Origin of the sequence: Affinundibacterium macrobrachii (genome assembly GCF_014652415.1) — a bacterium.
Taxonomy (GTDB): domain Bacteria; phylum Pseudomonadota; class Gammaproteobacteria; order Burkholderiales; family Burkholderiaceae_D; genus Undibacterium; species Undibacterium macrobrachii.
Genome location: NZ_BMYT01000002.1, coordinates 92,181 through 112,585, shown reverse-complemented (window position 1 = coordinate 112,585; position 20,405 = coordinate 92,181). Strand labels below are relative to the sequence as shown.

The following is a 20,405-nucleotide window of genomic DNA, read 5'->3' as shown; positions in this document are numbered from 1 at the left end:
ACATATCCTTATACTCACAGGAAAAAGCCATGAGCAAGACAAATGAAAAATTAAATGCGATTGATCCAGATGATATTGGATACAACGACACACCAAATCAACATTTCAGTGCAGTATTGGATGCACGTTTAAGCCGTCGTAGTTTGTTACGCGGTGGCGCTGCTTCTATCGCTAGCGCATTTCTTGGTTCTAGTGCTTTGAGCGCATGTGGTGGTTCTAACGATACAGTGACACCAACTACGCCTACCACACCGACTACGCCAACCGAAAAATTACTCGGTTTTGCGCCAGTTGCGAAGAGCTTGTTAGATAGCGTGATTGTTCCTGTTGGCTACACAGCAACCGCGATTTATGCCTTAGGTGATCCATTAACTGCGACTACACCAGCATACAAGAATGACGGTACTGATACCGATTTTGAAAACCGTGCAGGTGATCACCATGATGGTATGGAATGGTTTGGTTTGTCTGCAGATGGTAAAGCCTCACTCACCTCGGTTGATCGTGGTTTGCTTGGTGTAAATCATGAAGCAACAACTGATGAGAAGTATGCTTCTTTCTTCTTGCACGCAAATGGCGGCACTTCCACTTTGCCACGTCCAGCTGCTGAGGTAGATAAAGAAACTGCGATCCATGGTGTATCTTTTGTTGAAGTACGTAAAGCTAATGGTAAATGGGAATATGTAAAAGATTCTGCATTCAATCGTCGTTTTACCTGCTTAACCGAGATGGACTTATCTGGTCCAGTACGCGGGAATGCACTAGCAATCACCAAATATTCAACAACAGGCACAAAAACCCGTGGCACATTGAATAATTGCGGAACTGGTAAAACACCGTGGAATAGTTTTGTCACTGGTGAAGAAAACTGGGCTGGTTACTTTACACGTAGTTCTACTGATGATGCGGCGCGCGGTAATGATAAGAGTGTCACTTCCTTAAAACGCTATGGTCGCGCACAAGGTGCAGGTTCACGTCATGGTTGGGAAACTGGCGGTACTGATGACAAATATGCGCGTTGGAACATCAGCCAAATCGGCACTTCAAATAATGGTAGCGATGACTACCGTAACGAAATGAATGGCATGGGCTACATCGTTGAAATGGATGCCTATGACAAGACCAAATTGGCGAAAAAACGTACGGCTTTAGGTCGCTTCGCGCATGAAAGTGCTGCCTTCGGCAAACCAGTTGCTGGTAAACCTTTGGCAGTGTACATGGGTGATGATTCTCGCAATGAATACATCTATAAATTTGTCTCATCCACCAACTGGGATGCGGCTGATGCCAATTCTAGTAACGCTTTGGCGATGGGTGATAAATACCTCGACAGCGGTAAATTGTATGTGGCGCAATTCAACGCTGATGGTAGTGGCAAGTGGATCGAATTATCGATCAACAATCCATTGATTGCTGCTTACACTGGCTACAAATTTGCAGATCAAGCGGATATCTGTGTCAACACACGTTTAGCTGGTGATGCAGTTGGCGCGACCAAGATGGATAGACCTGAATGGTGTTCAGTAAATCCAGCGAACGGCGAGATCTACTATTCATTGACGAATAATAGTAACCGCAACGTGAATCCAACAGGTTCTTCGCAGTTAGCGCCAGATTCAGCGAACCCACGTGCTTATACCGACATGAAAGGCACCACGGCGCAAAGTGGTAACCCGAATGGTCACATCTTGCGTATGAAAGAAGGTGCTGATGGTTCTACCGCGTTGACATTTACTTGGGACGTTTATTTGTTCGCCGCCGAAGCAAGTGCAGACGCGGGTAAGATCAACTTATCCAGTTTGACAAATGATCAAGACATGTCTAGCCCTGATGGCTTGGCGTTCAGCCCTGCAACTGGCATTTGCTGGATACAAACAGATGACGGCGCTTATACCGATGCCACGAATTGTATGATGCTGGCAGGTTTGCCAGGTCAAGTTGGTGACGGTGAAAAAGTAACCCTGAACTACACCAAAGCAGATGGTTCGAATTTGGCGGTAACGACTTATGTCGGTAAAAAGCCAACAGCCGATACCTTGAAGCGTTTCTTGGTTGGTCCTGCTGCTTGTGAAATTACGGGTATTGCAGAAACACCAGACGGCAAAGCTTTGTTCGTGAATATTCAGCATCCAGGTGAAACGACCTCAGCAGCAAATATCGCAGATCCAAGCAAATACACCAGCCAATGGCCTAGCAATGCTGGCTACGGTGCAGGTAAACGCCCACGTTCTGCAACGATCGTGATCACGAAAAATGATGGCGGCCGTGTTGGTAGCTAATTCAGTTTTGCGGTATTCGTAAACTCGTCGGTATCAGTAGAAAAGCGCAGCAGTTTATCTGTTGCGCTTTTTTGCTATGTGAGACTGAGTTGAATCAATAATCCTGTGCTTGCCGCTAACACGATTACCCAGATGACATTCCATTTAAAACCTATCAAAGCGAGCGCTGAGAACAAGGCAATACCAGCAGCCCACGCGTCAAATTCGGCGTTGAATCCTTGTGGCCATAGCACGTGATAAGCAAAAAACAGCGTCAGGTTGACGATCACGCCAACCACTGCGGCGGTGATTGCACTTAATGGCGCGGTCAAATTGAACTGTTGATGGGTGCTTTCAATAAACGGCCCGCCAGCCAGTATAAAAATAAATGAAGGTAGAAATGTGAACCAAGTGACGACAATGGCGGCCACGGTGCCAGCAAGGAAAAGTTGTTCTGGGCCAAACAGTGCTTGCATATAAGCCGCGACAAAACCGACAAAAATTAGCACCATAATCAGTGGCCCAGGTGTGGTTTCGCCCAAAGCCAAACCATCTATCATCTGCCCAGCGCTTAACCAGCCATAATCAACTACCGCGGCTTGCATCACATACGGAAGAACCGCATAGGCGCCACCAAAAGTCATCAATGCTGCTTTGGTAAAAAACCAGGCCATTTGCGTCAAACTATGCTGCCAGCCAAACAAGTAAATTAAGCTCAGCATAGGCAGGCTCCAAAGCAAGATGCCAACCAGCAGAACTCGACCTAAACTAGACCAACGAAAGCGCGCGTGCTCGGGTGTAGGTGTATTGTCGTCGATGACTGCTGCGCCATATGTTGCAGCGGGCGACTTAGGCGCATGCCCTGCTCGCATCTGAAAATGTTGAGGTAAAAAACGCCCTCCGAAATAGCCGAGTAATGCTGCGCAGAAGATAATCAATGGAAATGGTAAATGGAAAATAAAGAGCGCGGTAAAAGCGGCGATCGCAATTGCCCACAAGCTGGTATTTGTTAAAGTGCGTCCACCAATTCTGTACGCTGCTTGCAATACGATTGCGGTCACCGCTGGTTTGATTCCGTAGAATAATCCCGCTACCAAACTAGTCTGGCCATAAGCAATATACAACCACGACAAACCAATTAACATCAATAACGAAGGCAGTACAAATAGGACGCCAGCGACTATTCCTCCACGTATGCCGTGGAGCAGCCAACCAATATAAATCGCTAATTGTTGCGCTTCTGGACCTGGCAAAAGCATGCAGTAATTGAGTGCATGCAAAAAGCGTTGTTCTGAAATCCAACGACGTTTTTCAACCAATTCTTGATGCATAATCGCAATCTGTCCAGCTGGCCCGCCAAAGCTGATGAAGCCTAGCTTCAACCAAAAACTGAGTGCTAAGCCAAGGCTTGGAAATACTGGTGTAGTGCGATCGGTGGATTGAATATGAGTTTGTGTCATCGTTTTAAATCCCATCATGCAAACAAAAAAGTGAGATGGCTCAAGTATTGTACTCATGAAGATGACAGAGCAAGGATCGAATCATCATAGACAAATGAATTGAAAAAGGGGGAAATATGGGGAAAGGTCGTTTCGAAGCATTTAGTGATGGTGTAATCGCGATCATCATTACGATTATGGTGCTTGAATTGAAAGTCCCGCACGGCGACAGCGTTGAAGCTTTACTTCCTTTGCTACCGGTATTTTTGAGTTATATCCTCAGTTTCGTTTATATTGGTATCTATTGGAACAATCACCACCACATGCTACATGCAACGCACAAAATTAGTGCTGGAAACTTGTGGGCCAATCTCCACTTGTTATTTTGGCTCTCGCTGATTCCATTTGCGACAGGCTGGATGGGTGAGAATCACTTTGCGGCTGGACCGACGGCTCTGTATGGTGTTATTTTGTTTATGGCATCATTGGCTTATTGGTTTTTGCAATATAGTTTGATTTGTTCTGCTGGTGATAGTTCGTTGTTGCGAAGAGCAATCGGCAAAGATCGTAAAGGAAAGCTATCTATACTTCTATATGCAATAGCGATCGTAGTGGCATTTCAAATCCCGCTATTGTCGCAAGCAATTTATGTGGCGGTTGCTTGTATGTGGTTAGTACCAGATCGTCGAATTGAAACTGTACTTGAGGAGGGAAAGTAATATGAGCTGTGTTCTACTTGGAAACTGGGTTCGAAGATATGCGACTTACATAGGCACAGTTGTCGTTGCTCTTGCTGCTACCGCATGCCAAAAGACTGAGCCACCACCGCAAGCGGCAGTCAGTGCTGAGCCAATCAAGAAATCCAACTATTTGGATTATAGCCAGCGTGATGATCGCTTATCTGGTGGTGTAAAACTGATTACGGTGAACACGCCCAAAGGTGATTTTAAAGTTTGGACTAAGCGTGTTGGCAACCATCCGACCATGAAAGTTTTGCTGTTACATGGCGGTCCAGGGATGACGCATGAATACTTCGAAGTATTTGATAGTTATTTCCCGAATGCGAATATTGAGTATTATTATTACGATCAACTTGGCTCGCACTTTAGCGATCAGCCTAGTGATCAAAGTTTGGTTGACTTGCCACCTTATGTAGAAGAAGTTGAGCAAGTGCGACAAGCATTGAAGTTAGATAATTCAAATTTTTATTTGCTCGGTCATTCTTGGGGCGGCATTTTAGCGATGGAATATGCGCTTAAATATCAACAGCATTTAAAAGGTTTGATCGTCTCGAACATGGTCGATAGCATTCCGGCTTATAACGAGTATGCCAAGAAAGTATTGATGCCCGCGATGGATCAAACAGTACTGAAAGAGACACAAGCATTAGAAGCTGCAGGTAAGTATGAAGACCCACGTTATATGGAATTATTAATCCCCCATCACTACGAAAAACATGTTTTGCGTATGCCACAAGCGCAGTGGCCTGATCCGGTGAATCGCTCATTCAAACACGTCAATGCAAAGATTTATGTATCGATGCAAGGACCTAGTGAACTGGGCGCGAGCGGAAAATTATTAAATTGGGATCGTAGCACAGACTTATCGCAAATCCATGTCCCCACCTTAATGATAGGCGCGCAACACGATACGATGGATCCACAATATATGGCGGCCATGGCAAGCAAAGTAAAACGTGGACGTTCATTGATTTGCCCAAATGGCAGTCATATGGCGATGTATGACGATAGCGAAGCCTATTTCGCTGGATTGATTCGTTTTATTCTTGATGTTGATCAAGGAAAGTTTTAGGCAATAAGAATGATGATTCGCTGTCTAGCTGATGGGTGCTGTCAGTACGAAGATATCGGATAACTAATCAGCTAGGTCTAGCGCATGGCGAATCCGCGTACATAGTTCTTGCGGTGTTCGTGAGATGATTTCTTCTGGGACTTCAAATTTTTTTGTTAAACGTTTGAAATCTTCAAAACCGTAAGAGACCACAAATGGATAAATCCCAGCTGCGAGCGCTGAGTGATAATCTTTGTGCTCGTCGCCACAGGCGTAAGCGCGTGCAGGATTGATCTCGAATTGTTTGCGTGCTGCCTTGAATGCATCGGCTTTGCTATGCCGAATTGGAACGTGAGCGAAAAAATCAAGTTCACGAATATCAATATCATGACGCGCAAATAATTTTTCCATGGTGATTTGTGGTTCATGACTCACATTGCGCGTCACTAGTCCGACACGAATGTCTTTATCGGCAATCAGTTGTTGGATTAATTCGGCGAAGCCCGCATACAGTTGCGCTTCTTCTCGATAGACTTCGGTTAAGGTGCCTAATACTTGTTGCCGGCTTTTTCTACCCAGCTGTTTTTTGATATTCGCCGGAAACTCTTTTAAACCGCCAAGATATTTAAAAAATTTGTGTCGCTTTTGAAAACTCTCAAGGTCACCAATCGCCATTTCGTGTCGCGCAAAAGTGCGTTCTATCGCGCTGAATGCATCGATGATGGTGCCATCTGCGTCGAAAATAATGAGTTTTTGTTTGTTTGGATACATTGCTAGTCTCCCCCTCTAAATATCGACAGATTGTCGAGTGACATTCTGATTTCTTGTTGGCAGCAATATTAAACCGATAAGTTGACAACTTGATGACGCATCGCGGGCGTAATCCGTTAGACTGTGGTCATCTCAAATTCAATATCAAAGCGACTTACCTCGATCCATCATGTTGACGCAGTCATTCGCTAACGCTTTTCCTATTAGGCACACCGCCCGTTTCTTGTTACGGCAGATTCAGGCATCTGATCGGGCGCAGATTTTCGCGGGCTTATCGAATTCGCGTGTGATTGCCTACTATGGGATTTCCTATACCAGTGAATTAGCGACGCAGGAACAAATTGATTGGTATGCGTATTTAGAAAAAACACAAACGGGTTGCTGGTGGGCGATTTGCGATGCTCATCGTCCTGAAAAATTATTCGGTGCTTGCGGTATCTATGAGATCGACAGTGTGAATAATAATGCTGAGATTGGCTATTGGTTATTGCCCGAGTATTGGGGATTTGGCGTGATGCACGAATGTTTGTTGAGTATTCTGCATTTTGCTTTTGATGATTTGCAGTTGCATCGCGTACATGCTGAAGTGGAACCCGCTAATATCGCAAGCGCAAAGTTATTGCAGAAATTAGGCTTTGTGCATGAAGGTCGACGCCGTCAAATTGCTCGTCGCGAAGATGCTTACTTAGATTTAGATTTGTATGCGCGTCTGGCGTCAGACAGAAATTGAATTCTGGATTGAATAACAGACTGATTTACGGGTTGATTTACGGGTTGAATTATTAAGGTGATGGAATCTAATTGACTGCTTAATGCAACGTTGTGTCACAGGCCGCGCTGCATCAAGCAATTAGGATCGTAAATTAACCCACCATATCGCGCTGCAAGCGACGTGGTACTTCCCAGTCCAATTCCCAATCACGTTTTTTTTCTAAAGCATCGATGTGCTTGAGCTTTTTGTCTTCGATAAATTTACCTGACAAAATTAACTTTGGCTTCGTTGGGGCGGAGACAAAACCGCGGCTTTCCCATAAAGAGCGTTTGACAGTGGTGGCTGCGAGGATACCGTAGTCGGCACCGCAGGTAATGCCCTTTTCGGCAACCAGTGCTTCGCCCGCTTTGATGTATTTTGCTGCATAGACTGTGCCTTTGGTGGCGATCCAACGACCGCTATGGATCTCGCCATTGAGGCTAGTAATTTGCCCGACCGCGCGTATCGTGCCCCAAGCGCTAATGTCGCCGTGGCTATGCACCGAACCTACGTTTAGATTTCCTTGGCAGATGACTTCGCCTGCGAATAAGCCGCCATTGATCGCGATATCGGTTTCGCTGAAGACTTCACCTTTGACGTTGACATCGCCATCGACCGCAATCGCAATTGCACTTAAATGACCGCCAACATATTGCACTTCAGCGACGTCTAACACATCGTCTAACTGCAAATTACCGTGGCAATCCAACACATCACAAGACAAATAGCCGAGTACTTGAATGTCGCCATAGCCGCCAAAGGTTTCGTGATGTGCGTCGCGCTTTAAGATTGCTGGATGAACTAATTTGTCCATGTAGGCGCTGCCATCTTTAGCAGGTTTGGCTTGGTCTAGTTCAAGTAAACGCGCCATCCATTCGGCATTACAGCCCGTTTTCAGGAGAAATTCAACTTCGATATCGCCAGCGCAATCCAAGGCTTGACCGACATATAGCGATTGAACTTTGATATCGCCAGTGACGGTTAATTTGCCTAGACAAAAAACTTCTTCTGCTTCGAGATTGCCATCAACTAATAAATCACCGCCGATGATGACCTGATTGGTAATTTGTAAATCGCCTTGAATGTGGGCATCACCGGTGCTGGCGAATTGCTTTCGTTTTAGTTTTTTTGCTAAAAATGGCGCTGGTGCAGAAGTGGTCATAATGGGCTCTTTGTATCGGTGAAAAATTAAGATGGTAAAGAATCTAGGCGTCCTGCATCTGCTAGTTCGCGGATGATTCGTATGGTATCGATGTCAGCTTCTTTATACGCTGCGCGTCGATAGGCTTCGTACATTTCGTCTTCTGAATTGGCTTGGCTAGTTTGGCCATTATCGTATTCAAAACGTACGAATAAAGCAGATGGATTTGGTTCTTCGATACTCATGCGTAAGCTCGACCTTGCGATGTCTTTTTGCGCGGGAACGTCATAATGTACGTGCGCATGGTGCACAAAGCTAACTTGATCGGTAATCAGCAGATCGCCGTAACGTAGGCTGCGCGTCATGCTTACCTCGTTGCGTTCGGTGATGGTGCATTCATCGATGTAATCAACAAATAGTTTTGGCGCTTCTGCCCGCAGCACCAATCCGCGCCATAATTGTTCACGCGTAATGATCGCCATGGTCGGATTGCTTAAATCGTTGATTTCTACCAAGTGTTCAAATTTCATAGTAAATCCTTGTTGTAGCAAAGCAGTTTACACCGCTTATGCAGGCCACACCATCTTCTTGCGATAGGGTTTGATTATTTTGTAAGGTGGTGAGCTTGCCTATTTTGATGGATGCTTGAACGCTGCCCACAGCAAAATTGCCCATCCCGCCAGGAAAGCGACGCCACCGATTGGGGTAATTGCGCCGAGTATCCGAACTCCCGTGAAAGCTAATAAATATAAACTGCCACTGAACAGAAAAATGCCCACCAGCATACAAATTGCGCTTAGGCGTATTGGTTTGGCTTGCCAGCGTGAGGATAGATTTGCCAAGGCCAATAAGGCTAAGCCGTGCAACATTTGATATTGCACAGCGGTCTGCCAAATGCTCAACATGTCGGCACTGAGTATCGCTTTCAAACCATGTGCGCCGAATGCGCCAGCCGCAATTGCGATAAAAAGATTGATGGATGCATATGCGATCAGATGGCGTTCTTGCATAAGAGCTGCTTTCGTAAATGAGATCGTAAATGAGATCGACCATGATAAAAAAATGACCGGACTAGCCGGTCATTTTTCTGCTGCGTTCTGCTGCAAAGTGAATTAGACAAAGCTGCGATTCAAGAAGAATTTTAACATGTCGTCAGTCACTCCATTGTTCTAGCTCAGGCTGCTGATTTCGTTTGCGTATCGGCATTTGAAGTACGCCCAAATTCTGCCAACAGCTTCGCTTCTTTTTCTTTGGCTAATTTGAAATGACGTTCTTTCACATGTCCGTAACCACGAATATCTTCAGGGATACTTGCAATCGCTACTGCTTTCGATAAATTGTCAGCATTTAATTGCGGTAACAATTTATTGATCAATTGCTTGTATTCGATTGGTAAAGCACGTTCCATACGACGTTCTTCGGTGTATCCAAAGAAATCCAATGCTGTTCCACGTAAGGACTTGAAACTCGCCAACAGACCAAACGCTTTCATCATCCATGGACCAAATTGTTGCTTGATCAATTCACCTTTTTCATTGCGTTTAGCGAATAACGGTGGAGCCAAGTGGAAATTAATCGCGTAGTCGCCTTCAAACATATCGGTAATCTTTTGCTTGAATTTGCCATCGGTGTACAAACGCGCGACTTCGTATTCGTCTTTGTAAGCCATCAATTTGAACAAATACTTCGCTACCGCTTCTGTCAGACGCAAGCCTTTGCCATCGACTATTTTGCTTTCGGCGGCTTTGACTTGATTCACAAAATCGCTATAAATTTGCGCGTATGCGGTGTTTTGGTAATCCGTCAAGAACGCGACGCGTTTTGCGATGGTGTCGTCCAATGTTGGTGCGCGTTTTAGTTCAATCACTTGCGCTGGCGTGGTTAAGCGCTGTACTGCTGCTAAATCGTTCGCTGCAATACGACCCCAGTTGAACGCTTGCTTGTTGAAATCAATCGCCACGCCATTCAATTCAATCGCACGCATCAAAGCCGCTTCGCTCAACGGCACCCAGCTTTTTTGCCATGAGTAACCGAGCATGAACATATTGGCTGCAATGCTGTCGCCCATGAGTGCAGTCGCAATTGTGGTTGCATCGACCATATCAACACGGTCTTGACCGCAAGCTTTACGGATTTCGGCTTCCGCTGAACCCGCTGGGAATTGCCAGTTAGGATTCTTAATAAAGGTTGCTGTCGGGCTGCTGCTGGCGTTGATCGCGCCTTGAGTACGGCCTTCGCCCATGCGAGAAACAGCATCTTTACCAGCGGTCACGATCAAATCGCAACCGATGACCAAATCAGCCATGCCGGTACCAACACGCGTTGACTGGATGTCTTCGGCTTTGTCCGCTAAACGAACGTGCGACATCACCGCGCCGCCTTTTTGCGCCAAACCTGTCATGTCCAACACAGAGCAAGATTTACCTTGCAAATGCGCCGCCATCGCCATGATTTGGCCAATCGTAATCACGCCTGTACCACCCACGCCGGTGACGATCACGCCATACGGCGTTGCTGTGCTTGGCAAGACTGGTGCTGGCAAGCTGCTGACGTCAAATGCGCCACCCGCTTCGACCTTAGTCTTCGCTGGCTTTTTCAATTTGCCGCCTTCGACGGTGACAAAACTTGGGCAGAAACCATTCACGCAAGAATAATCCTTGTTGCAGGAAGATTGATTGATCTGACGTTTGCGACCGAATTCGGTTTCTAACGGTTCTACAGATAAGCAATTTGATTGCACGCCGCAATCGCCACAACCTTCACAGACGGCTTCATTGATCACTGCGCGTTTAGCTGGGTCAGGGAAACCTGGCTTACCGTCTTTGCCGATTTTTTTGCGGCGACGACGTTTTTCTGAAGCACAGGTTTGATCGTAAATCATCGCGGACACGCCTTTGCATTCGCGTAATTCGCGTTGCACGGCATCGAGTTCGCTACGATGACGCACGGTGACGCCAGCTGCCCATGGATAATTTGCTGGATATTTTTCTGGCTCATCAGTGACGACGATGATTGGTGACACACCTTCTGCTGCGATCTGACGAGAAATCATGCCCGGATCGAGTGGACCATCAAATTCTTGACCACCGGTCATCGCCACTGCGTCGTTAAACAAAATCTTATAAGTGATATTCACGTTGCCGGATACCGCTGCACGGATCGCCAGCAAGCCTGAGTGGTAATAAGTACCATCACCCAAGTTCGAGAATACATGCTTCTCGGTGGTGAACGGCGCAGCACCAACCCAAGTCACGCCTTCGCCGCCCATGTGGGTGAATGTCGTCGATTCACGGTCCATCCAAGTCACCATGTAGTGACAACCGATACCGGCTAAAGCGCGGCTACCTTCTGGTACTTTGGTCGAGGTATTATGTGGGCAGCCAGAACAGAAATGCGGAATACGATCTTTATTCGCATCTGGCTTAGAAACAGAATTCAAGGCCGCTTCTTTCGCCTCTAAATACGCGACGCGTTCTTTGATTTGTTGCTCAACAGGATGACCAGCGTAATAGCGACTAACACGCGAAGCAATCGCATGCGCGATCTGTGCAGGGCTCAGTTCATAGGTCGCTGGCAATAACCATTCACCGTGACCGCTGCCCTGAATATTGGTCCATTCGCCGGTGTCATCAAACTTACCAACCACGCGTGGGCGCGCTGCTTCTTCCCAGTGGTACAACTCTTCTTTCAGCGCGTATTCGAGAATCTGACGCTTTTCTTCAACCACCAAAATTTCTTCCAGACCGGTCGCAAATTCGCGTACACCGTCGGATTCTAAAGGCCAAGTCAGACCGATTTTGTATAAACGAATACCGATGTCTTTCGCGACTTGTTCATCAATGCCCAAATCAGCCAAGGCTTGACGCGTGTCGAGGTAAGACTTACCAGCGGTGATAATACCGATCTTCGCGTTCGGGCTATCCCAGATAATTTGATTGAGTTTGTTGGCACGCGCATAAGCTAAAGCCGCATACCATTTGTAATTATTCATGCGCGTTTCTTGCGCCAAGATTGGATCAGGTGTGCGGATGTGTACACCGTCGGCTGGCATCACGAAATCGGTTGGAATCACTGGCTTGACGCGATCAGGATCAATATCCACCACGCAACCAGATTCAACGATATCAGTCACGCATTTCATCGCGACCCACAAACCGGTGTAACGCGACATCGCGATACCGTGCAGGCCGTAGTCGAGATATTCTTGTACTGATGATGGGTATAAAACTGGAATACCGCATGCTTTCAAAATATGTTCACTTTGATGCGCGGCGGTGGAGGATTTCGCTGCATGATCATCACCCGCAATCACCAATACACCACCGTGTGGCGAAGTGCCTGCCAAGTTCGCATGTTTAAACACGTCACCGCAACGATCCACGCCTGGACCTTTGCCATACCATACGCCGAACACGCCATCGTATTTGGCGCCGGGGAACAAGTTCACTTGCTGCGTACCCCATACCGAGGTCGCAGCTAAATCTTCGTTCACGCCTGGGTGGAATTTAACGTGGTACTTATCCAAATGTTTTTTAGCTTTGGCAGCGGTCATATCGACCGCACCGAGCGGTGAACCGCGATAGCCAGTGAGGAAACCAGCCGTATTCAAACCGGCTTTTTCATCGGCTTGGCGTTGCAACATGGTCAAACGAATCAAGGCTTGCGTACCGGTCATAAAAGCACGGCCACGCTCTAAAGTGTACTTGTCGTCGAGAGAGATATTGGTGTTGATTGCGGCATCCGCTACTGCGGATTGCTCGTTCTTATTTGGTGAATTCATGCTGCCTCCGGAATCTTTTTTAGTGTGGCTTGGGTTTGCCTTTGCCATGAGCGGAACTTGCTAGCTTGTGGCTACATCATACGCTCAAAGCAGGAAAACACATCTGTAAAAATCTGTGCGAAATTTCTGAGTTAGCTAGCGTGCTGACACGATGATGCGCAGAGTTTTTTGGATGCTTGAACTGTCAAAATATGCTTACTAATTTGCTTAATACCTTGTTTGATACTTTGCTTATTACCTTTGGTATTAAGTTGATCAATTAAGCACATTTATTTTGAGGCTCGCACAGTAACATGCGTCACTTTGGCTCCCCATGCACAGTCACTAGCAAAAAGACCGATACAGTATGGCAGACAATTTACCTAAGTGTACTGGTTGATATGTTAAGCTAAGTAATATTCCTAAGCTCTTTAGTACGCATTGGCGCTAATTTAACTAGAAAAATTATACAAATCTGCGAGAATGTAGAACGAAGTTTCATTTCTTAGCGAGAGGAAGAAACCAATATGCCATCTGCTCGTCGATCTCTACTGTCCGTTTTGATGCGCCCATGTTTATATTTGATGAGCAAATTTAGTTTGCGCTTCAAATTGTTGGGAATGCTGGGAAGTGTTTTATTGATTAGCTTGTGTTTTGGCGTCGCGGTATTACTTGCGCAGATGCAAGGTCTGGAAAGTGTTGATACGCGGCAAGCTGGTCTTGAACTAATGCAACAAAGTGGGCGAGCGCTCAGCTTCGTGCAGCAAATCCGTGCTGCTGGAAACGCTAATCAAGATCCTTCACATCAAGAAAAATTGCGTGTTGCGCTGGCGAATATCTCTACGCTATCCACGGTATCGAAGCAATCAACGCAGCAAGATCACGGACGCTTACGCACAGAAGCGCAAGAATTAAGCAGTTTGCTGTCGAGCTTGGCCAGTGAATTCTCGAATCAAAAATACCCCCTCGATTCGCAAGCAAGGCAAAATCTAGACCAATTAGAAACAAATCTGTTGGTTTTTTCTAACAGTGCAGTACAGAAAAGTGGCTTGTTGCAAGATGCGGATGCTACGGCCTATTCATTGGCAGATTTAGCCTTGAACAAACTAACCGCGTTGAATGTGCTGCTATCTAAAATAGCGATGTCAGCAAGTCAAACGATACAGGACAGCACGCAGGATGGTGTGCCGGACTTAAGTAAGTCTTCCATATCAATAGCGCAATTATCTTTGCTAAGAGAGCAATTGCAAATCGCGTCTGCGGTTAGTCAGTCTATGCACCTTACATGGTCGCAAAGTGCCGATGCAGCTCCATCTTCTTTCAATGAGGTGCAACAAGCGAATCAACAACTTTTGGCATCTTTGCAAAAAATAAGTGGTGAGCAAATAGCGGCCAATCTAGCCAACGAGATACGCACGCAAGCGCAAGTGGCAGTGACGAAAAATGATGTTTTACAAGTCGAGCTACAAAAGCGTTTATCCGATTTATTACACGAGCGTGCTAAGTCTTTGCGCTGGTTTGTTTACTTGTTGCTTGTTGTTTTGTTGGGCATGAGTTTCGCGACGATTTACTTGTCGTTTGGTTTCTATTTGAATTTGATCCATGCGGTGAAGGACTTAGAGCATGCGGCAGAGGTGGTCGCGTCGGGCGACTTAACCACAACGACGAAACTAGAAGGTAGTGACGAATTATCGAAGACCGCGCTTGCGATTGATAAGGCGAATTTCAATTTGTCCGCACTGGTCGCCAACGTTCGTACCAATGCCAGTATGGTGCTAGAGCTAGGCAAAGAATTGTCTGAAGACATCGGTCGTATGGCGATTCGAACTGAGCAACAAGCTAATAGCCTTGTCGATACCGCGAGCAATATGGGAACGCTCAGCGAAACCGTCAAGAATAATGCCGCCAATGCGCAATCGGTCGATAACTTAGCATCGAATGTGCGTTTGATTGCTGAATCGAGTAATGAAACCATGCGTGCAGCGGTCGATACTATGCAGGGCATCCATGCGAGTTCGATCAAAGTGCATGAGATCGTGAGTATGATCGATAAAATTGCATTTCAAACCGACATCCTAGCTTTGAATGCCGCGGTTGAAGCAGCGCACGCTGGCGAGCAAGGGCGTGGTTTCGCGGTGGTTGCGAATGAGGTGCGGGGATTAGCCCAGCGCACCGCAGATTCTGCTCGGCAAATTCGTAATTTGATTGATGATTCGGTGCAAAGGGTGGAGACAGGCGTGAAGCAAATTCACGAAGTCAACACGACTTTATCGGAAATCGTGGCCGGTATTCGTAGTTTGGCAACTGATATCAAAGCCATTTCAACCGCATCGATAGAACAAAGCCAAAGTTTGATTCATATTTCACAAGCGGTTCATGAGCTCGATGAAATTACCAAGAGCAATAGCGCGATGGTGGATAACGCAAAATCAGCCTCTGCCGAACTTGGCTTGCGTGCAGAAAAGCTAACCACCGTTGTTGCAGCGTTCAAGCTACGTCAAGGTACTGCTGATGAAGCACATAGTTTAGTCAAAAAGGCGATGAGTCTATTCAAAACACAAGGCATGGATTTGTTGGATTACATTACGCGCGATCCGCACAAGATGTTTGCTGATCGCGATATGTACGTGTTCGCTTTTGATCGTCGTGGACAATATCGGGCTTTTGCTGGCAATGCCGCAAAATTAGAGGTGAATTTGTTTAATGTGCCCGGTTTGGATGGGCGAAAATTGGTGGCAGATGCCTTTGATCTACCTGAAAAAGGCGGCTGGGTTGATTACGCTATCGAAAATCCGCTATTGAAGCGCGTCGAGATTAAAACTTCTTACATCGAACGAATTAGCGACGATATCGTGGTCGGATGTGGTGTGTATAAGTCAGTCTAAGTGAGAACACACGTTATAATCACAGGATGAAACTCCAATTTACAAAAATGCATGGTGCCGGCAATGACTTTATTGTGATTGACGCCATCAATCAATCGATTCAATTTTCAACTGAACAATGGCGCGCGCTTGCCGATCGTCGTTTTGGTATCGGCGCAGATCAAATTCTTGTGGTCGAAGCGGCACCCAGTGCCGATCTTGATTTTCGTTATCGCATCTTTAATGCCGATGGCGGTGAAGTCGAACAATGTGGCAATGGCTCACGTGCTTTTGTCCGTTTTGTGGTGGACAAAGGTTTGACGAACAAGTCAAAAATTCGCGTACTCACCAAGTCTGGCGTCATCGAACCAGAAATCGCTGCGGATGGCAGAATCACCGTGAATATGGGCGTGCCGAGTTTTGCACCAATGGATTCTGATTTTGACGCAGAGGGTTTAGCGAATCGCCAGCAAGCAAACGATACCTTGTATATGCTGCCTTTAGCCGATCATGTGGTGGAGGTTTCTTGTGTTTCTATGGGTAATCCACATGCGGTACAAATCGTCGACGATGTCGCACTTCATCCGGTGGCATTTGAAGGCCCAGTGATAGAACGCCACCCATTATTCACCAAAAGAGTTAATGCGGGCTTCATGCAAGTGTGCGATACACATCATGTGAAATTGCGTGTCTATGAACGTGGTACGGGTGAAACTTTGGCCTGCGGCACAGGAGCTTGTGCCGCGGTTGTCGCAGGAATACGGCGTGGCGTGTTACAAAGCCCGGTTGAGGTGGCGATGCGTGGCGGTGATTTGCAAATTGCATGGGCTGGCGAAGGACAAGCCGTCTATTTGAGCGGACCCGCGGTGGCAGTTTTTGAGGGCGAGATTGAAATTCCTGACAGTGCTAATAGTTGAGTTTCGATAAAAATCAAATGACGAATTGCAAAATCAAATTTAAAAATTGAATTAAGAACTGAATTAAGAATAGAGTAAGCACACAATGAATAGCAACGATATCGCTGAATACCTAAGTCAGCATCCCCATTTTTTTGAAGAACATGCTGAACTGCTGGCGCAGATTAAATTGACTAGTCCGGTGATGGGACGCACGATTTCTTTGCAAGAGCGGCAAATGGAAATCGTGCGTGAAAAATTAAAAGTCATGGAATTGCGTTTGTCTGACCTGATGCGAGTCGCACAAGACAATGATGTGATTACGGATCGTTTTCAGCAATGGACGCGCGAATTATTGTTAGCACGAAATGACGTCGACTTACCTTATATTTTGACGCGCAGTCTGCAAGAGATTTTTGATTTGCCACACGCTACTTTGCGTTTATGGAATGTTGCGCCAGATTTCACACACACTTGGTTTGCTGCACCAACGACAGAAGATGTCCAGCTTTTCGCGAAAGGTTTGCGTACTCCATTTTGCGGTGCGAATAATGATTTTGAAGCGGCTGCATGGATAGAATCTGATCAAGCGGTGGCTTCAATTGCGATGTTGCCTTTGCGCTTGAGTTTGGATGACGCTTGTTTTGGCTTATTGGTACTTGGTTCGCCTGATCCTGCGCGTTTTACCAAAGACATGGCAACCGATTTCTTGTCAAAAATTGCTGATACTTCGAGTGCAGCATTGTTATGCATGATAGACGCCTAGCATTTACATAGGTTGACGATGACGACAACAACGCAGGGCGACTGGATAGCCACTTATCTTGATGTTCTGCGTCACCAACGTCAATTGTCTGAACACTCAATTCAGGCGTATTCTTTAGATTTAGCCGAGCTACAGCAATTTGCTGGACAAAAAAGCTTGGATAGTTTGACGTATTTTGATATTCGTCGACTCACTTCACAACTCCACGCACAGCAACTCAATCCGCGTAGCATCGCACGTAAATTATCTAGTTGGCGTGGTTTTTATCGTTGGTTGGCAGAACAAACTGCGCTGCCAGCGAATCCTGTCGAGGGCATTAAAGCGCCTAAAAAAGCCAAGTCTTTGCCGAAAGCCTTGGGCGCAGACGATGCGGTTCAATTGGTTTCCCATCATGGTAGTGACGAAGCGACACCTTTAGCGAATCGAGCGATGTTTGAGCTATTGTACTCAAGCGGTTTGCGTGTGTCTGAGTTAGTGAGCCTCGATGTGCGCGACTTTAGTGATGCACGCTATACCAGTTTAGGCTGGGTCGATTTAGCGCAAGCGGAAGTGCATGTGACGGGAAAAGGAAATAAGCAACGCATCGTTCCTGTTGGTCGAGCTGCGTTGGGCGCGCTGCGAGATTGGTTGGCGATTCGTCCCACATTAGTGAAGCTAGAAGCCGCAGCACTGTTTTTGAATGAACGCGGCAATCGTATTTCAGTGCGATCAGTGCAATTACGCTTAAAAGCCCATGCGCAAGCAATCGGTATTCCTGCTGACGTGCATCCGCATGTGTTGCGCCATTCTTTTGCCTCGCATGTATTGCAATCTTCTGGTGATCTGCGCGCGGTTCAAGAGATGCTAGGTCATAGCTCGATTGCTGCAACACAGGTATATACCGCATTAGACTTTCAACATCTCGCGCAGGTGTATGACGCCACCCATCCACGGGCAAAAAAATGATTTGTCTTGCATCTGCTGGCATGACAAATGTCAGGTAAATGTAATGGCAAAATGCTCTAAGAAAAATCTTAAAATTGCTGCATTATGCTGAGGTGCGGTGTGTTTCTAAACAGGCGATGTGTAGCCATTACGAATGGCATCGAAGAACAAAATCAAAGGAGAATCATGTCACTTTCTATGCAGTTAAATGCCTTATGGCACAGAGAGTGGATACCTGCTCGTTATGGCAAAGCGCCCTATTTCTGGTTATCGTCGTTTGTATTTTTTGCTTGGAAATATGTTTATGTAACGCCCAGTGTGCTTGAACTGAGTTTGATTGCATTGAGTATTTTGGCTTTCTTGCCGATCTATTTGTACAGTTTTTGGGTGCACGATTGGCGTGCCGCTGTCTGCATTGTGATTACCTGTAGTTTTGGATTGTTATGGGCAAAGTTTAATCCTGGTGGTTCGACCTTCGTTATCTTCGCCGCCGCGATGTGTTCACGATTTCAACGCGATCCACGGCAAGCCTATTTGGCATTAGCGATCGTTTGGACGTTTGTTGCAATTTGCAGTTATGTGTTTCAATTTAGCGCCCCGTTTTGGGTGCCAGCTTTGATCTTTAGTATTCCTAGTACGATTGGTGCGATTATTGGCGAGCGACTTGAACGCGCCAACGCTAAATTATTTCGCAAGCAAGAAGAGATCGAACATCTGGCGCGACTGGCAGAGCGTGAGCGGATTGCACGTGATTTGCATGATTTGCTTGGACATACTTTGTCGGTGATTACTTTGAAAGCAGAACTCGCGCGTAAGTTATTTGGGCGTGATCAGAATGCCTGTCAAAAAGAAATCGTCGAGATCGAACAAACCGCGCGTGAGGCTTTAGCTGAAGTGCGCGCTGCCGTGCTCGGTTATCGTGATACGGGTTTAGCGCATGAATTGCGCGGTGCGCGCAATACCTTAGATTCTGCTCAAGTGAGATTCATTACTGAGCTTGAAGCTGAGTTTGATGTCGGATCAGAGATCAAAGTTTTACCCGCTGCAGTCGAGAATGTGATTGCTTTAGCCTTACGTGAGGCGATCACCAATATCATCCGACACTCACAAGCAACGGTTTGTTATTTGCGGCTTCATAGTGACGATGAGCATGTGTATTTCCATCTTTCTGATAATGGTTTCGAGGGGCTTACCGATATCCCTAAGCTTGAAAAAGGAAATGGACTAAATGGTATGAGCGAACGTGTTAGAGCGCTCGGCGGTCAATTACAAACTAGCTGTCAACAAGGGGTCGCAATCGATATTGTGCTTCCACTAAAATCAGGAAATGAATAGGTATGATTAAAATTATTTTGGCAGAAGATCAGGTATTGGTATCTGGCGCTTTGGTCGCTTTGTTGAAGCTTGAAGGGGATATCGATGTTTTAGGGCAAGCGAAAAACGGAAAAGAAGCACTGGAAATGTGTCAGCGATTGCAGCCTGATGTGGTGATTACCGATATAGAAATGCCCTTGATGACAGGCTTAGAACTTGCTGCCGAGATCGCTGAATTAAAATTGGCTTCGAAAGTGATTGTATTAACCACCTTCGCGCGTGCTGGCTATTTACGTCGTGCGATGGCGAGTGGCGTGCGCGGTTATATGCTCAAGGATGCACCAGCAGAAGATTTGGCAAAGGCGATACGCACCGTGCACGCAGGTGGTCGCGCGATTGCGCCGGAGTTAGCGTTGGAGAGTTGGGGCGGCCAACAAGACCCGCTCACTGAGCGCGAACGCCAAGTATTACGTTTAGCAGGTACTGGTTCGAGCAGTGCAGAAATTGCAAAGTTGATGCATTTGTCGGAAGGGACGGTGCGTAATTATTTGTCCGAATCGATTAGTAAATTGCAGGCGAAAAATCGGGTTGAAGCATACCGACTAGCACGCGACGAGGGATGGTTATAAGCTTAGCTACCGCGAAATTAAAACGATTCGAAACGATTTTTTTGATAGCGACACTTTGCATTAACTGAACGAAACTACGTAAAACGACGTAAAACGACGAAA

The 20,405-nt window shown here is 46.4% G+C and carries 16 protein-coding genes; 10 read left to right on the top strand and 6 right to left on the bottom strand.

All coding sequences use genetic code 11. The annotated features are described in order from the left end of the window. The first annotated feature begins 29 nt into the window (after positions 1 to 29). Positions 30 to 2,279 (top strand): PhoX family protein, encoded by a 2,250-nt coding sequence (locus IE103_RS06335; protein ID WP_189345215.1) that lies wholly within the window; start codon positions 30 to 32, stop codon positions 2,277 to 2,279. Between the two features lie 74 nt (positions 2,280 to 2,353). Here the strand turns inward: IE103_RS06335 and chrA are convergent, their stop codons facing one another. Further along, positions 2,354 to 3,718, bottom strand: coding sequence for a chromate efflux transporter (gene chrA, locus IE103_RS06330; protein WP_189345214.1), 1,365 nt, complete (start codon positions 3,716 to 3,718; stop codon positions 2,354 to 2,356). A gap of 116 nt (positions 3,719 to 3,834) precedes the next feature. Between chrA and IE103_RS06325 the strand changes: the two genes are divergently transcribed. Beyond that, positions 3,835 to 4,416 (top strand): TMEM175 family protein, encoded by a 582-nt coding sequence (locus IE103_RS06325; protein WP_189345213.1) that lies wholly within the window; start codon positions 3,835 to 3,837, stop codon positions 4,414 to 4,416. Position 4,417: 1 nt separating this feature from the next. After that, positions 4,418 to 5,509: a proline iminopeptidase-family hydrolase gene (locus tag IE103_RS06320; RefSeq protein WP_189345212.1), complete on the top strand. Its 1,092-nt coding sequence runs from the start codon at positions 4,418 to 4,420 to the stop codon at positions 5,507 to 5,509. A 63-nt stretch (positions 5,510 to 5,572) separates the two neighbouring features. On the opposite strand, the gene IE103_RS06315 is transcribed toward IE103_RS06320, so the two are convergent. Then, complete coding sequence (locus tag IE103_RS06315; RefSeq protein ID WP_189345211.1) at positions 5,573 to 6,259, bottom strand: HAD family hydrolase; 687 nt, start codon at positions 6,257 to 6,259, stop codon at positions 5,573 to 5,575. 169 nt (positions 6,260 to 6,428) lie between these two features. On the opposite strand from IE103_RS06315, the gene IE103_RS06310 reads away from it, so the two are divergent. Next, a complete protein-coding gene (locus IE103_RS06310; RefSeq protein ID WP_189345210.1) occupies positions 6,429 to 6,989 on the top strand; it encodes a GNAT family N-acetyltransferase in 561 nt (186 codons plus the stop codon). Positions 6,990 to 7,122: 133 nt separating this feature from the next. Here the strand turns inward: IE103_RS06310 and IE103_RS06305 are convergent, their stop codons facing one another. From IE103_RS06305 to IE103_RS06290, 4 genes are all read right to left on the bottom strand, one after another. Continuing rightward, positions 7,123 to 8,172 carry a polymer-forming cytoskeletal protein gene (locus IE103_RS06305; protein ID WP_189345209.1) on the bottom strand — a complete coding sequence of 350 codons (1,050 nt, stop codon included), beginning with the start codon at positions 8,170 to 8,172 and terminating at the stop codon, positions 7,123 to 7,125. A gap of 26 nt (positions 8,173 to 8,198) precedes the next feature. Beyond that, a complete protein-coding gene (locus tag IE103_RS06300; protein ID WP_189345208.1) occupies positions 8,199 to 8,681 on the bottom strand; it encodes an SRPBCC family protein in 483 nt (160 codons plus the stop codon). 99 nt (positions 8,682 to 8,780) lie between these two features. After that, positions 8,781 to 9,161, bottom strand: a complete 381-nt coding sequence (locus IE103_RS06295; protein ID WP_189345207.1) for a DUF423 domain-containing protein — start codon at positions 9,159 to 9,161, stop codon at positions 8,781 to 8,783. A 164-nt stretch (positions 9,162 to 9,325) separates the two neighbouring features. Beyond that, positions 9,326 to 12,931, bottom strand: coding sequence for an indolepyruvate ferredoxin oxidoreductase family protein (locus IE103_RS06290; RefSeq protein ID WP_189345206.1), 3,606 nt, complete (start codon positions 12,929 to 12,931; stop codon positions 9,326 to 9,328). 506 nt (positions 12,932 to 13,437) lie between these two features. Between IE103_RS06290 and IE103_RS06285 the strand changes: the two genes are divergently transcribed. The 6 genes from IE103_RS06285 (at position 13,438) to IE103_RS06260 (ending at position 20,303) form a co-directional block, all read left to right on the top strand. Next, positions 13,438 to 15,795 carry a methyl-accepting chemotaxis protein gene (locus IE103_RS06285; RefSeq protein WP_189345205.1) on the top strand — a complete coding sequence of 786 codons (2,358 nt, stop codon included), beginning with the start codon at positions 13,438 to 13,440 and terminating at the stop codon, positions 15,793 to 15,795. 26 nt (positions 15,796 to 15,821) lie between these two features. Further along, positions 15,822 to 16,691, top strand: coding sequence for a diaminopimelate epimerase (dapF, locus tag IE103_RS06280; protein WP_189345204.1), 870 nt, complete (start codon positions 15,822 to 15,824; stop codon positions 16,689 to 16,691). 85 nt (positions 16,692 to 16,776) lie between these two features. Continuing rightward, complete coding sequence (locus IE103_RS06275) at positions 16,777 to 17,436, top strand: DUF484 family protein (protein WP_189345203.1); 660 nt, start codon at positions 16,777 to 16,779, stop codon at positions 17,434 to 17,436. 18 nt (positions 17,437 to 17,454) lie between these two features. Beyond that, positions 17,455 to 18,381, top strand: coding sequence for a tyrosine recombinase XerC (gene xerC, locus IE103_RS06270; protein ID WP_189345202.1), 927 nt, complete (start codon positions 17,455 to 17,457; stop codon positions 18,379 to 18,381). A 165-nt stretch (positions 18,382 to 18,546) separates the two neighbouring features. After that, positions 18,547 to 19,695, top strand: coding sequence for a sensor histidine kinase (locus IE103_RS06265; protein WP_189345201.1), 1,149 nt, complete (start codon positions 18,547 to 18,549; stop codon positions 19,693 to 19,695). Between the two features lie 2 nt (positions 19,696 to 19,697). Beyond that, positions 19,698 to 20,303 carry a response regulator transcription factor gene (locus IE103_RS06260; protein ID WP_189345200.1) on the top strand — a complete coding sequence of 202 codons (606 nt, stop codon included), beginning with the start codon at positions 19,698 to 19,700 and terminating at the stop codon, positions 20,301 to 20,303. Positions 20,304 to 20,405 lie beyond the last annotated feature (102 nt).